The sequence below is a fragment of the Blastococcus sp. SYSU DS0619 genome (assembly GCF_054051035.1).
Map to the genome: position 1 here is coordinate 44,448 of NZ_JBJHAM010000020.1, position 13,270 is coordinate 57,717.

General features: G+C 75.1%; 14 protein-coding genes. 6 read left to right on the top strand and 8 right to left on the bottom strand.

Annotated elements, in window-relative coordinates; translation table 11 throughout:
* Positions 1-64: 64 nt before the first annotated feature.
* Positions 65-550, bottom strand: a complete 486-nt coding sequence (locus ACI79T_RS17710; RefSeq protein WP_456611406.1) for a polyadenylate-specific 3'-exoribonuclease AS — start codon at positions 548-550, stop codon at positions 65-67.
* Between the two features lie 109 nt (positions 551-659).
* On the opposite strand from ACI79T_RS17710, the gene glpK reads away from it, so the two are divergent.
* Entirely contained in the window at positions 660-2,135 is a 1,476-nt protein-coding gene (gene glpK / locus ACI79T_RS17715) for a glycerol kinase GlpK (protein ID WP_456611407.1), read from the top strand.
* Positions 2,136-2,169: 34 nt separating this feature from the next.
* Here glpK and ACI79T_RS17720 read toward each other — a convergent pair whose 3' ends face one another.
* Together ACI79T_RS17720 and ACI79T_RS17725 are read right to left on the bottom strand one after the other, a co-directional pair.
* Positions 2,170-3,459: a cation:proton antiporter gene (locus ACI79T_RS17720; RefSeq protein WP_456611408.1), complete on the bottom strand. Its 1,290-nt coding sequence runs from the start codon at positions 3,457-3,459 to the stop codon at positions 2,170-2,172.
* Between the two features lie 100 nt (positions 3,460-3,559).
* The gene (locus tag ACI79T_RS17725; protein ID WP_456611409.1) at positions 3,560-4,474 is read right to left on the bottom strand and encodes an SDR family oxidoreductase; all 915 of its coding nucleotides are present in this window, start codon (positions 4,472-4,474) and stop codon (positions 3,560-3,562) included.
* 114 nt (positions 4,475-4,588) lie between these two features.
* Here ACI79T_RS17725 and ACI79T_RS17730 point away from each other — a divergent pair, with 114 nt between their 5' ends.
* From ACI79T_RS17730 to ACI79T_RS17740, 3 genes are read left to right on the top strand one after another with little or no spacing between them, the layout of a single operon-like run.
* Positions 4,589-6,121 (top strand): flavin-containing monooxygenase, encoded by a 1,533-nt coding sequence (locus ACI79T_RS17730; RefSeq protein ID WP_456611410.1) that lies wholly within the window; start codon positions 4,589-4,591, stop codon positions 6,119-6,121.
* Positions 6,118-7,068: an alpha/beta fold hydrolase gene (locus ACI79T_RS17735; RefSeq protein ID WP_456611411.1), complete on the top strand. Its 951-nt coding sequence runs from the start codon at positions 6,118-6,120 to the stop codon at positions 7,066-7,068. Before ACI79T_RS17730 ends, ACI79T_RS17735 begins: the two co-directional genes overlap by 4 nt.
* 10 nt (positions 7,069-7,078) lie before the next feature.
* Positions 7,079-7,675: a TetR/AcrR family transcriptional regulator gene (locus ACI79T_RS17740; RefSeq protein ID WP_456611412.1), complete on the top strand. Its 597-nt coding sequence runs from the start codon at positions 7,079-7,081 to the stop codon at positions 7,673-7,675.
* A 48-nt stretch (positions 7,676-7,723) separates the two neighbouring features.
* Here ACI79T_RS17740 and ACI79T_RS17745 read toward each other — a convergent pair whose 3' ends face one another.
* A complete protein-coding gene (locus tag ACI79T_RS17745; protein ID WP_456611413.1) occupies positions 7,724-8,485 on the bottom strand; it encodes a lysophospholipid acyltransferase family protein in 762 nt (253 codons plus the stop codon).
* 111 nt (positions 8,486-8,596) lie between these two features.
* Between ACI79T_RS17745 and ACI79T_RS17750 the strand changes: the two genes are divergently transcribed.
* Positions 8,597-9,415: an alpha/beta hydrolase gene (locus tag ACI79T_RS17750; protein WP_456611414.1), complete on the top strand. Its 819-nt coding sequence runs from the start codon at positions 8,597-8,599 to the stop codon at positions 9,413-9,415.
* Positions 9,412-10,092, top strand: coding sequence for a hypothetical protein (locus ACI79T_RS17755; RefSeq protein ID WP_456611415.1), 681 nt, complete (start codon positions 9,412-9,414; stop codon positions 10,090-10,092). Before ACI79T_RS17750 ends, ACI79T_RS17755 begins: the two co-directional genes overlap by 4 nt.
* Before the next feature lie 205 nt (positions 10,093-10,297).
* On the opposite strand, the gene ACI79T_RS17760 is transcribed toward ACI79T_RS17755, so the two are convergent.
* From ACI79T_RS17760 to ACI79T_RS17775, 4 genes are read right to left on the bottom strand one after another with little or no spacing between them, the layout of a single operon-like run.
* Positions 10,298-11,287, bottom strand: coding sequence for an ROK family glucokinase (locus ACI79T_RS17760; RefSeq protein ID WP_456611416.1), 990 nt, complete (start codon positions 11,285-11,287; stop codon positions 10,298-10,300).
* Positions 11,284-11,634, bottom strand: coding sequence for a hypothetical protein (locus ACI79T_RS17765; RefSeq protein WP_456611417.1), 351 nt, complete (start codon positions 11,632-11,634; stop codon positions 11,284-11,286). Before ACI79T_RS17765 ends, ACI79T_RS17760 begins: the two co-directional genes overlap by 4 nt.
* A complete protein-coding gene (locus ACI79T_RS17770; protein WP_456611418.1) occupies positions 11,631-12,782 on the bottom strand; it encodes an ArsA-related P-loop ATPase in 1,152 nt (383 codons plus the stop codon). Before ACI79T_RS17770 ends, ACI79T_RS17765 begins: the two co-directional genes overlap by 4 nt.
* A 6-nt stretch (positions 12,783-12,788) precedes the next feature.
* Positions 12,789-13,220, bottom strand: coding sequence for an SRPBCC family protein (locus ACI79T_RS17775; protein ID WP_456611419.1), 432 nt, complete (start codon positions 13,218-13,220; stop codon positions 12,789-12,791).
* Positions 13,221-13,270: the final 50 nt, after the last annotated feature.

A 13,270-nucleotide genomic window follows, 5' to 3' on the forward strand; every position in this document is an offset into this window, starting at 1 on the left:
TGCACCCCCGCGTCATGGGACGCCGCAGGCCCCCTCCCGCTCCGGGAGGGGGCCTGCTGCGCGTTCAGGAACCGGCGGCCTCGATCGCGTGCCAGCGGGCCAGGTTGTAGCGGGCGTCGACCAGGGCGTCGTGCGTCCCGGCGGGCTTGGGGGGCAGGGCCGGCTGCCCACGGTCGTCCCAGCGCTGGCGCAGCTCGCGGGTGAACCGCGGGATCGGCCGGGGCAGCGCGGGCATCGCGCCCCACAGCTGGCACAGCGCCACGTGGTCGTAGGCGGCGAACCACGCCCACAGCTCGATCTCCTCGCCGGGTCCGGTGAGGAAGGCCAGCAGGTCGTCGCGGATCCGGTCCCGGCTGCGCCAGGCCCGGTCCGCGGGCGGCGGCAGCTGGTCGAGCACGTTGCGGCGGACCCACGGGATCGCGCGGTCCGGGTCGAACTCCGTGCTCACCGCGTAGAACTCGCGCCCGGTCTCGTCCACGACCCCGATCGACACCAGGTCGATCGTCGTGCCGTCCTCGATGAACTCGGTGTCGTAGAAGAAGCGCCGCACCGCACCACCGTAGGCGGGCGGACGACGGCGCCTCCGCCGGTGCGCCAGCGGCCCCGCCCTGCCCCGACCGCGACCTGAGCCCCGGGGCCTGCGGCGCTACCGTGCACCCATGCCGGTACTGGCCATCGATGCAGGGACCACCGGGGTGACCGCGCTGGTCGTGGGCGAGCAGGGCGACGTCCTGTCCCGGGGCTACCGCGAGTTCGCGCAGCTGTTCCCGCGCCCGGGCTGGGTGGAGCACGAGCCCGACGACATCTGGACGGCGACGGTGGCCGCCTGCCGGGAGGCGCTCGCCGGCACCGACGAGCAGCCCACCTGCATCGGGCTCACCGACCAGCGGGAGACCGCCGTCGTCTGGGATCCGCGCACCCTGCGCTCCCCCCGCCCGGCCATCGTCTGGCAGGACCGCCGCACCACGCAGATCTGCGACCGGCTGCGGGACGAGGGCGTCGAGGAGCGGGTCGCCCGGATGACCGGGCTCCGGCTGGACCCCTACTTCACCGGCACCAAGTTCGCCTGGCTGGCCGAGCACGAGCCGCAGGTCTGGTCCGGTGTCCGCGACGGCTCGCTGGTGCTCGGCACCGTCGACTCGTACGTGATCGCCCGGCTGACCGGGGGCGCCGCGCACGTCACGGATCCGACCAACGCCAGCCGCACGCTGCTCTTCGACCTGGAGAAGGGCGCCTGGTCCGACGAGCTGTGCGACCTGTTCGACGTCCCCCGGTCGGCGCTGCCCGAGGTGGTGCCCAGCTCCGGCGTCGTCGGCACCACCGATCCCGACGCGTTCCTGGGGCTGTCGCTGCCGGTCGCCGGCATCGCCGGCGACCAGCAGTCCGCGCTGTTCGGGCAGGCCTGCTACTCCCCCGGCATGAGCAAGTGCACCTACGGCACCGGCTCGTTCGTGCTCACCAACACGGGGTCCGACATCGTGCGCTCCGACGCCGGCCTGCTCACCACGGTCGCCTGGGACCTGGGTGACGGGCTGGTCTACGCGCTCGAGGGCGCCATCTTCGTGACCGGCGCCGCCGTCCAGTGGCTGCGCGACGGCCTGGGCCTGATCGACTCCGCGAACGAGATCGAGGGGCTGGCCCGCACGGTGCCCGACTCCGGCGACGTCGTCTTCGTGCCGGCGCTGACCGGCATGGGCGCCCCGCACTGGGACCCGCACGCCCGCGGCGCGATCCTCGGTCTCACCCGCGGCACCACCCGGGCGCACCTCGCCCGCGCGACGCTCGAGGCGATCGCCTTCGAGGTGCGCGACGTCGTCGACGTGATGGTGGACGAGGCCGGGCTGGAGGTCCCGGAGCTCTCGGCCGACGGCGGGGCGAGCGCGAACGACCTGCTGCTGCAGCTGCAGGCCGACCAGCTCGGCGTGCCGGTCCGCCGTCCGCAGGTGACCGAGACGACGGCGCTGGGCGCGGCCTTCCTCGCGGGCCTGGGCACCGGCGTCTGGGGCAGCACCGACGAGCTGCGCGCCACCTGGGCCCTCGACCGGCGGTTCGACCCGGTGGCCGGACGGCGCGAGGACGGCCGGCACGACCGCTGGAAGGACGCCGTCGGCCGCGCCGGCTCCTGGACCCGCTGACCCCGGCCACGGCGGACCCGGCCCGTTCCGGCGGTCAGACCGGCGTGACCGGCGCCTTGTCCTCGGTGCCGTACACCTTCCGGGCTCGGCGGAGCCGCCTGCGGTCCAGCCAGTGGATCACCGGACCGGCCGTGATCCCGTGCAGGATCACCGAGCCCAGCACGACCAGCACCGTGATCCGCCAGAGCTGCTCGCCGCCGGCGATGTCGCCCTCGCTCAGCCCGTAGCTGACGTAGTACAGCGAGCCGATGCCGCGCACGCCGAAGAAGGAGACCACCCAGCGCTCCCGGCGGCCGGTGGTGCTGCCGACGAAGGCCAGCCGGCCGGCGAGCGGACGGATCACCAGCAGGAAGGCCGCGGTCAGGAGGAGCTCACGCCAGCCGATCCCGGAGAGGATGCCCCGGCTGACCGCACCACCGACGAGCAACAGGAGGACGACGGTCAGCAACCGCTCCAATTGCTCGACGTGGGCGTGCAGCATCTGGTGCCGGCCGTGGGTCTTCTCCGCGGCCCGCACCGTCACAGCGCAGACGAACACGGCGATGAAGCCGTAGCCCTCGACGAGCTCGGCCGCTCCATAGGCCATGAAGATCGCGCTGAACGCGACGAAGCCCCCCGCGCGCTCGGCCAGGTGCACCTGGTCGGCGACCCGCGAGAAGAAGAGGAACCGGAGCACCCAGCCCACGGCCACGCCGGCCGTCACCCCCGCGGCGATCCGCCACACCACGTCGACCGCCAGCCACTCCGCCAGCCACCCGGAGGGGGCCAGGCCCGCGGCTGCCACGGCGACGGCCGCGTACGTGAACGGGAACGCGAGGCCGTCGTTGAGCCCCGCCTCCGAGGTGAGGGCGAACCGGGCCTCGTCCTCGCTCTCCTCGTCGTCGGAGGGCTCCCCGACCTGCACCTCGGTGGCCAGGACGGGGTCGGTCGGGGCCAGCGCGGCGCCGAGCAGGATGGCGGCGGCCGCGCCCAGACCCAGCAACCACCCGCCGAGCAGCGCCACCGCCAGGATGGTGAGTGGCATCGTGACCGCCAGCAACCGCCAGGTGGAGCTCCAGCGGCGCCAGCCCAGCGGCCGGTCCAGCGCCAGCCCCGCACCCATCAGGCTGACGATGACGACGAGCTCGGTGAGGTGCACCGCCACCGTCTCGTGCTCGACAGGGTCGGGCGACGGCAGCCCGTCCACGACGGCGAAGGCGAGCACCCCCAGGCCCACCATCACCATCGGCATGGACAGGGGTGCCTTGCTCAGCAGCTTCGGCAGCACCCCCGCGAGCAGGGCAGCGACGCCGGCGGCGGCGTACGCGAGTCCGGTCGGATCCATCCGGTCAGCGGGCCCTGACGATCGTCATGGCACCAGTCTGCGGTGGCCGTGCCCGTCACGCCCCTCGTCGGAGCGGTCCCCGTCGACCCGTCGGCACGTCCTACGCGGTGCCGGCCGAGCGGTCGCCGACCGAGTTCGGGCCGAACTCGCGCCCCTGCAGCGCCGCGATGTCGCGCTCCAGCTGCGGCACCCGCCTGGCCGAGACCGCCATCGCCACCTTCTCGGCGAGCACGCCCGTGACCAGCTGGCGCAGCGCCGCCACGGTGCCGACCGAGCGGGGCACGAAGACCCGGCGGCCGCGGGTCTCCAGGTTCTCCACCAGCGCCTCGGCGCACGCCTCGACGGAGGTGAAGGCACCCAGCGGGCCGGGCAGCTGCCGGCGCGTGGCCCGGAAGGTGGGCAGCGCCGCCTCGGTGTCGCGGACCATGTCGGTGTCGATCCACGTCGGGTGCGCGCTGGCCACGGTGACCCCGCGGTGGGCGACCTCCAGGCGGAGCGCGTCGCCGAAGCGCTCCACGCCCGCCTTCGACGCGCAGTAGGCGCTCATGCCGGGCAGCACCGTGAAGGCGGCCGCCGAGCTGATCAGCAGCACGTGCCCGCGGCGCTCCGCGATCGCCGGCAGCGCCGCGTGGGCGGTGAGCATCGTGCCGATCAGGTTGACCTCGATGGTGCGGGCCAGCGCATGCGCCGACGACGTCATCACCGTGGTGAGCGGCGCGATGCCCGCGTTGGCGACGACGACGTCCAGCCCGCCGAAGGTGTCCACGGTGCGCCGCACCGCCGCGGCCAGCGCCTCGGGGTCCGTGACGTCGGCCTCCACCCACAGGTGCTCGGGCCCGAGCTCGTCGGCGACCGCGGCCAGCTGCTCGGGCTCCAGCCCGACCAGCGCCACACGCGCTCCGCGGGCGGCCGCCCTGCGGGCCAGCTCGGCACCGATGCCGCGGGCGGCCCCGGTGACGAGCACCGATCTGCCGGCGAGGGACGTGCGCGGGCGCCTGCCGAGTCCACGGGCCATGGGTGGGTTCCTCCGGAGATCGTCGCGGTCGGATTGAGCACTGCTCAACGCCGTTGTAGCTTGTTGAGCGTTGCTCAGCAAGCCGTAGAAGAGGAGCCGCCCGTGGTGACCAGCGTGAGCGAGACACAGTCCGCGTCCTCCGCCCGAGCGGGCGGGGCGGCGCGCGAGGTCCGGGTGGCGATCATCGGCTCCGGCTTCGCCGGCCTGGCGATGGCCATCAGGCTCCGCGAGCGCGGGGAGACCGACTTCCTGCTGCTGGAGCGGGCGGACGACGTCGGCGGCACGTGGCGGGACAACACCTATCCGGGTGCGGCCTGCGACGTGCAGTCGCACCTGTACTCGTTCTCGTTCGCCCCCAACCCGGACTGGCCGCGCTCCTACTCCGAGCAGCCCGAGATCCAGGCCTACCTCCAGGCCACGGCCGACCGCTTCGGCGTCCGGGCGCACTGCGTCTTCGGCGCCGACGTCACCTCCGCCCGCTGGGACGACGCCGAGCGCCGCTGGCTGGTCACGACGACCGCCGGCGACGTCCGCGCCCAGGTGCTGGTGTCCGCGGCCGGTGCGCTGGCCGACCCGACCTACCCGGCGATCCCGGGGCTGGAGGGCTTCGCGGGCACCGTCATGCACTCGGCGCGCTGGGACTCCGACCACGACCTGACCGGGGAGAAGGTCGCCGTCATCGGCACGGGTGCCTCGGCGATCCAGCTGGTCCCGGCGATCCAGCCACAGGTGGAGAGCATCGCGGTCTACCAGCGCACTCCGGCGTGGGTGGTCCCCCGCACCGACCACCCGGTGAAGCCGTGGGCGCAGCGGCTCTACCGCCTGGCGCCCGGCCTCCAGCGGGCCGTCCGCGGCGTGCTCTACGCGTCCCGCGAGTTCCTGGTGATCGGCATGGCCAAGCGGCGCCGGTTCCTCGGGCCCGTCGGCAAGCTGGCGAAGGCGCACCTCGAGCGCCAGGTCCGCGACCCGAGGCTGCGGAAGGCGCTGACGCCGGACTACACGATCGGCTGCAAACGCATCCTGATCAGCAACGACTACTTCCCGGCCGTGGCAGCGCCCAACGCCGAGCTGGTCACCGCCGGCATCGCCGAGGTGCGGCCGCACTCCGTCGTCACCGTGGACGGCGTCGAGCGGCCCACCGACACGATCGTGCTCGCCACGGGCTTCCACGTGACCGACCTGCCGATCGCCGGGAAGATCGCCGGGCGGGACGGGCGCACCCTCGCCGAGGTCTGGGCCGGCGGGATGGTGAGCAACCGCAGCACGACGGTCGCGGGCTTCCCCAACCTGTTCCTGCTGGTCGGCCCGAACGTGGGCGTGGGCCACACGTCGATGGTCTACATGATCGAGTCGCAGGTCGCCTACGTCGACGACGCGCTGCGGACCATGGACGCCGAGGGCCTGGCCGTGCTGGAGACCACCCCGGCCGCCCAGGAGGCGTACCGGGCGCTGATCGCACGGAAGTCGGCGGGCACCGTCTGGCTCACCGGCGGCTGCGCCAGCTGGTACCTCGACGAGCACGGCCACAACACCACGCTGTGGCCCGACTTCACCTTCCGGTTCCGGCGGCTCACCCGGTCGCTGGACCGGGAGAACTACGTCGGCATCCCGGCCACCGCGCCGGTCGGCACGGAGGAGGCCGCGTGAGCGCCACCCGCACGGTCTGCAAGCACACCGCCGCCGTCGCCACCGGCGACGGCGCCCGGCTGCACGCCACGGTCGAGGGTGCCGACTCCGCAGCGGTGACCGTGGTCCTGGCCCACGGCTGGACGCTGTCCCAGGCGGCCTGGGACGACGTCGCCGCCCTGCTCGCCGACCGGATCGCCGACGGCGACGTGCGCCTGGTGCGGTACGACCAGCGCGGGCACGGCCGCTCCACCTGGTCCTCTCCCCGCCATCCGGAGCCCGGGCTCAGCATCGACCGGCTCGGCGCCGACCTCGCCGACGTGCTCGACCAGCTGGCGCCCACCGGCCCGGTCGTCCTCGGCGGCCACTCGATGGGCGGCATGACGATCATGTGCCTGGCCGCGGCCCGGCCCGAGCTGTTCGGCGACCGGGTGCGGGGGGTGGCCCTGGTCTCCACCTCCGCCGGCGACCTCACCGCCGACCCCCGCACGGCGGCCGGCCGGATGGCCACGGTGCGGCCCCGGGTGCTGACCGCCGCCCTGGCCGGCGCGCGCGTGCTGGAGCGGCTGCGCGCCCTCGTCCCGCCGGCCCACCCGCGCCACCGAAAGATGGTCCGCGAGCTGCTGTACGGGGCCGACGCGACCGACGAGATGGTGCTGGCCGGGGCGGAGATCATGCACGCGTCCACGCTGCGCTCGTTCATCGAGTTCATGCCCGCCCTCGGCGATCACGACAAGCGCACGGAGCTCGCGGCGCTCGCCCGCGTGCCGGTGGAGATCTTCGTCGGCGACAGCGACAAGCTCACGCCTGAACGGCACAGCCGGCAGCTCGGCGAGGCGCTGCCCGCGGCCCGGCTGCACCGGGCCGAGCGCACCGGCCACATGCTGACCCAGGAGCGACCGCAGCTGGTCGCCGACGGGCTGCTGCGGCTCGTGGCCGCCGCCACCACCGGCCGGGCGGTGGCGTGAGAATGCGGTCATGACCGCCTCGCCAGCAGAACCGGGTCGAGGCCGGCGGTCCGCGGGTGACCGGCGGGCGCAGCTGGTGCAGATCGGGCTCGAGCTGCTGCCCACCACGCCGGTGCAGGAGCTGACCATCGACGAGGTGGCCCGCCGCGCCGGCATCAGCCGCAGCCTGCTGTTCCACTACTTCCCGAGCAAACGGGACTACTACGCCGCCGTGACCCGTGCCGCGGCGGAGCTGCTGTGGGCCCACCTGCTCCCCCGCCCCGGCGCGCCCGCCGGGGCGCCGGACGACGACACCGTCGGCGGGATGCTCGACCGCTACGTCGGCTGGGTGGAGACCTTCCGGGAGACACACCTGGCCTTCGTGCGCGGCGCCGCCGGGGGCGACCCCTGGGTGGCCGAGGTGTACGCGGAGACCCGCGACCGGCTGGTCGAGGTCGGCCTGCAGGCACTCGGGCTGCCCGACGACGCACGGCGCCGTCAGCTGGTGCTGGCGTTCTTCGCCTTCACCGAGGAGCTGGTCGCCCAGTGGGTGCTGGAGCCCACGATGCCCCGGGCCGAGCTGCTCGCGCTGCTGCGCGACGTCCTGCACCGGCTGCTGCCCCGCTGAGGAGCCCTGCCAGGGCCCGGTCCCACGGGGAGCGGCGGGTCGGCTCGGCTAACCCGCCAGCGACGTCGGGGCGCGGTCGGCCGCCTCGGTGGCCGGCGGCTGCAGCGTGGCGATGACGTCGTTCGCGGTGGCGCCGGTGGCGTCCATCGACTTCTTCACCGTGGCGCCGTAGACGTCGACGTACTCCTGGCCCGACAACGTCATGATCTCGTACATGATCTCGTCGGTGATCGAGCGCTCGACGAAGCGGTCACCGGCCAGGCCCTCGTAGCGGCTGAAGTCGAGCGGCTCCCCGAACCGCACGTGCACCCGTCGCATCTGCTTGCCGAACGGGAGCGTGCGGGTGGTGTAGACCATCGCGAGCGGGATCACCGGGACGCCGGTCTCCAGCGCCATCCGCGCCACGCCGATCTTGCCGCGGTAGAGGCGGCCGTCGGGCGAGCGGGTGCCCTCGGGGTAGATGCCCAGCAGCTTGCCGTCGCGCAGCGTGCGGATGCCGGTCTGGATCGCGCCCTCGGCGGCCGAGGCGCTCGACCGGTCGATGGGCACCTGCCCGGCGCCGGTGAAGAAGGCGCGCTGGAGGAAGCCCTTGACGCCGGTGCCGGTGAAGTACTCGGCCTTGGCCAGGAAGGTGACCCGCCGCCGCAGCTGCATCGGCATGAATACCCAGTCGGCGGCGGACAGGTGGTTGCTCGCCAGGATCGCGGCGCCCGTCGCGGGCACGTGCTCGGTGCCCTCGGCCTTGGGACGGAAGACGAGCGTCATCGCCGGGCCGATGGCGACGTACTTGAGGAACCAGTAGAACAACACGCCTCCCTCGGGGACTGCCAGACTAGGGAGCCTGGGGCCCGAATCACAATCGGAGCGCCATCGTGAGGTAGCTGACACCGGCGTCGACGCCGGACGCCGAGGAGGAGCACCGTGCCCGGACCGACCCCAGCACCCGAGGTCATGCCCGGCGCCGAACCGTTCGACTTCCCCGGGGGCGACGGGCCCGAGGGCCGCACCGGCGTGCTGCTGGTCCACGGCTTCACCGGGACGCCGATGAGCATGCGGCCCTGGGGCGAGCACCTGGCCGCCGAGGGGTTCGCCGTCCGGTGCCCCCTGCTCCCGGGCCACGGCACCCGCTGGCAGGACTGCAACGCCAGCACCCACGACCAGTGGACGACGACGGTCGAGGGCGCCTTCGACGAGCTGGCCGCCGGCTGCGACCGGGTGTTCGTCGCCGGGCTGTCCATGGGCGGCACGCTGGCCACCCGGCTGGCCGAGGTCCGGCCCGGTGACGTCGCCGGCCTGCTGCTGGTGAATCCGGCGCTGCTGACCCAGCGGCTGGACGCCAAGCTGCTGCCCCTGCTGGCGCGCCTGACCCCGAGCTGGATGCCGATCGCCAGCGACATCAAGAAGCCCGGAGTGGTCGAGCTCGCCTATCCCAAGCTGCCCACGCGGGCGATGATGCAGCTGCGCGGCCTGTGGGCCGCCACCCGCGCCGACCTGGGCCGGGTCACCGCGCCGGTGATCGTCTTCCACAGCACCGAGGACCACGTCGTCGAGCCGGTCAACAGCGCGATCCTGCTCGCGGGGGTCGGCAGCGCGGACACCACCGAGGTCGTCCTGGAGGACAGCTACCACGTGGCGACGCTGGACAACGACGCTCCGCTGATCTTCCGCCGGTCCGCGGAGTGGATCCGCGCCCGCGTGCCCGCCGACGAGGCCGACGCGTCACCGGCGGACCACCGATGACCGACCGGCGGGGACGGGGCCGCCGCGACAACGGCCTCGACGCCGCGCTGTGGAGCCCGGTCCGGGACGTCGACCCGCGCGTGGGCGAGCACCTGCTCGACGTCCTGGAGGCGGCCGGCATCGCCGCGTACCTGGAGCCAGCCGCCGACGTGGCGCCCTACACCCGGTCGGTGTTCCTGCCGAGCCCGCCGTCGGACCGGTTGTTCGTGGACCGCGCCCGCCGGGCGGAGGCGCGAGGACTGGTGGAGCAGCACGCCGACGAGCACCCCGTCGAGCCGCGGGTCCCGCGCCGGGCGGGCGGCGACGTCGACGAGGACGCCGAGTGGCGCCGCATCGTGGCCGCCTTCGAGGCCGAGCACGGCCGCATGGCCGTCGACGAGGAGCCGTCCCCGGCGCCCCCGCCCCCGCCGCACGAGGTGCCGGTCCTCGACCGGCCCGACGAGCACTACGAGCCCCCGCCGCCACCGCCGCTGCCCGCCCCGGCGCCGGCGGTGCTGTACGCGGTGCTGCTGGTCGCGGCGGGCATCCTGCTCATCGGCGCACCCTCGGTGATCGGCCTCTCGGCCGACGCCGGACTGGTCGTGGGCGTGGCGGTGCTCGCCGGCGGCGTGGCGCTGCTCGTCTCCCGGATGCGGGACCGTTCCTCGGACGACGGCGACGACGGCGCGGTGGTCTGAGCCGCCCCGCGGTGGTCGTCGCGAGTGGGGCCCGGAGGGTTCCGCGCAGCGACGACGGTCCGGCTCAGCGCAGCAGGGGGACGGCACGTGGCCGCGGTGGTCGTCGCGAGTGGGGCCCGGAGGGTTCCGCGCAGCGACGACGGTCCGGCTCAGCGCAGCAGGGGGACGGCACGTGGCCGCGGTGTCGTCCGGAGGACGACAGTGATCACGCCTCGCCCTCGGCGACCGCCCGGCGGACGAGGTCGGCGGCGCCGACGATGCCGGCCTGGGCGCCCAGGTCGGCGGCGACGATGCGCGGCCCCGGGCGGAACCCGCGGCCGGGCAGCGCCCGCTCGAGCCGCTCGCGCGCCGGCCCGAGCACCATCTCGCCGAGCACGCTGACCCCGCCGCCGATCACCACGATCTCGGGGTCGAGCACGGCGGCCAGGTCGGCGATGCCCTGCCCGAGCCAGTACCCGACCTCGGTGACCAGCTCCAGCGCCAGCGGATCGCCGTCGTAGGCGGCCCGGGCCACGTGCTCACCGGTCAGCCGGTCGGGCTCGCAGTCCACCCGCTCCAGGAGCAGGGCCGCGGCGGCCGGCGAGGTGCGGGCCACCTCGCGCGCGGTCTGCCCGAGGGCCGTGCCGCTGGCGTACTGCTCCCAGCACCCGCGGTTGCCGCAGGCGCAGAGCCGTCCGTCGGGCACGACGCGCATGTGCCCCCACTCCCCCGCGACGCCGTGCGAGCCGCGGCGCAGGCGCCCGTCCAGCACGATGCCGCCGCCGATCCCGGTGCCCAGCGTGATCATGAGGGCCAGGTCGGCGCCGCGGGCGGCGCCGTAGCGGTACTCGGCCCAGGCCGCGGCGTCGGCGTCGTTGCCGACCCACAGGGGCCGCTGCAGCCGCGCGCCGAGGTCCTTGCGCAGCGTGGAGTTGCGCCAGGCCAGGTGCGGGCTGAACAGCACAGTGTCCCCGGTGCGGTCGAACCACCCGGCGGCCCCGACGCCGACCCCGACGAGCTCGCCCTCGATGCCCTCGGCCAGCTCGTCGACGACCGAGGCGATCGCGTCCTCGGTGTCGCGGACGGAGGCGCCGGGGGTGGCCCGGCGGGCGGTGGCCAGGATCGTGCCGTCGGGCGCGACCAGCCCGCCGGCGACCTTGGTGCCGCCGATGTCGATACCCAGCGCCGGCCGGGCCGCCACGTCGGAGGTGGTCACGCGATGTCGAACCGCTGGGCGGTCGGCTGCTCGCCGGCCGGCGGGTCCTCCGCCGCCGTCGGCGCGGTTGCCTCGGTCGGTGCCTCGGGAGCGTCCCCGGCGGCGGGCTCGGCGGGGGGCTCCGCTAACGCGCGGAGCGCGGCCGCGGTGGCGGTGAGGACGTCGGCCAGTGCCGCGGTCACCTCGGGACGCTCGCCCCGGACCACGGCCGCCAGCTGGCAGACGGGGCACCAGCGGCAGTCGCTGCCGTGCTCGTCCGCGGTCGCACCGGGAGCGGGCTCGGCGGGAGCCCGCACGGCGTCGGCCAGGCGGCGGGCCTGGTCGAGCCAGTCGGCACCGGTGGTCATGTGGTCCTCCCCTCGGCCGCCAGGAGGTCGGCCGGCCACTGCTGCGGATCCGGGCGGAAGCTGACCTCGAGGCGCGCGTCGGCGGTACCGGGGGCGGCCAGCCGGGCCCCCGTCACCTCGCACCGGCGCAACAACGAGTCCAGGCGCAGCGAACGACGATCCTCCCCCACGGCCACCACGAGGTCATCGCCCCACCGGGTCAGGCCCACGTCCGCCCGCTCGGCGAAGGGCAGCGGCACGCCGAGAGCCCACCCGCCGCCGTCCCGGCGCCGCGGGACCGGGGCCGCGGGACCGCCGGAGCCGGGGAGGTCCAGCCCGTCCAGCAGCGCCACCGCGGCGTCGACGTCCGCCGGCGCGCCCGGCAGCTCCGCGACGTCGTGCACGGGCGCCACGTCCGCCAGGCCGTGGCGCGCGGCGTCCTGCTCGGCGGCGCGGGCGGCCCACCACTCCCCCGGGCCCGCCGCCGGGAGCACCCGGGCCAGCACGGCGGCGGCCCGCAGCCCGTGCAGGCCGAGGACGGTCGCCGCGCCGCGCACCTCCGGGACGGCGGCACCGCGCGCGCCGGCGGTGAGCCAGACCGCCGTCGTCGTCGGGTCGGCCAGCCGGTCGTCCGCGAGCACCCGCTCGACCGCGGGGAGGGCGGCCAGCACGGTGTCGAGCGGGCCGCGCCGCGCCGCGCCGGCGGACACCGCGGCCGTCCGGACGGCGGCCAGGGCCCGCGCCGTCGGCGGCAGCACCTGGTCCAGCCACCACCGCAGGGTCCCCGGCAGGGCGGCCAGCGACAGCCCGTCGCGCAGCGGACCGGCGTCGACGACGACCAGCTCCGCGTCGGCGTCGGCCAGCGCCGCGAGCACGGCGAGCTCGTCGGCCCCCGGCGGCGGCACCACCGAGCTGGCCGGCGGGAGGGTCAGGTGCGGCAGCAGCGGGGCGAGCGCTTCCACGTGGGCGCCCCACAGCCCCGCCACGGCCCGCCGTCCGTCGGCCCGCTGCACGCGGAGACCGGGCACCGCGTCGAGGGCGGGCACCGGAGCCGGCTGCCGCGAGAGCAGCAGCACCTCACGGCCCTCCCGGGCCGCACGGACGGCAGCGGCCGCGGCGACGGTGGACGTCCCCGCACCGCCCGGGCCGGTGACCAGCAGGGTGCGCACGCCGGGTCAGCCCTCGACGCGCTTCTTGAGCTCCTTGAGCGCGGTGTCCAGGATGACCTTCTCCGCCTTGCGCTTGATCATCCCGAGCATCGGGATGGAGAGGTCGATGGTGATCGAGTAGGTGACCTCGGTGCGGCCGGCGCTCTCGACGAGGGTGTAGGAGCCCTCCTGCCGCTTCTGCATCTGGCCGGTGACCAGGTGCCAGGAGACGCGGCGGTCGTCGTCCCAGGAGTACTCGAGGACGTAGTCGTCCTTGACCGCGCCGGCGTCGAGCACGAAGTGGACGCGACGGGCCCGCCCGTCGTCCCCGGTCTCGAGCACCTCGACCTTCTTGGCGGCGGCGACCCACTGCGGATAGGAGGGGAAGTCGGCGATCACCGCCATCACCTCGGCCGCAGGCGCCTCGACGACGATCGACTGGGTGGACTGGTCGGCCATGGCCAGCAGGCTAGCGGCTCCCGGGTGAACCGGCCCCGTCCCCTGCGGCA

Bases quoted from the DNA above. Each gene is read 5' to 3' on its own strand.
- glpK (WP_456611407.1), top strand. From the start codon at position 660: ATGCCGGTACTGGCCATCGATGCAGGGACCACCGGGGTGACCGCGCTG.
- ACI79T_RS17720 (WP_456611408.1), bottom strand. From the start codon at position 3,459: ATGGATCCGACCGGACTCGCGTACGCCGCCGCCGGCGTCGCTGCCCTG.
- ACI79T_RS17725 (WP_456611409.1), bottom strand. From the start codon at position 4,474: ATGGCCCGTGGACTCGGCAGGCGCCCGCGCACGTCCCTCGCCGGCAGA.
- ACI79T_RS17740 (WP_456611412.1), top strand. From the start codon at position 7,079: ATGACCGCCTCGCCAGCAGAACCGGGTCGAGGCCGGCGGTCCGCGGGT.
- ACI79T_RS17755 (WP_456611415.1), top strand. From the start codon at position 9,412: ATGACCGACCGGCGGGGACGGGGCCGCCGCGACAACGGCCTCGACGCC.
- ACI79T_RS17765 (WP_456611417.1), bottom strand. From the start codon at position 11,634: ATGACCACCGGTGCCGACTGGCTCGACCAGGCCCGCCGCCTGGCCGAC.
- ACI79T_RS17775 (WP_456611419.1), bottom strand. From the start codon at position 13,220: ATGGCCGACCAGTCCACCCAGTCGATCGTCGTCGAGGCGCCTGCGGCC.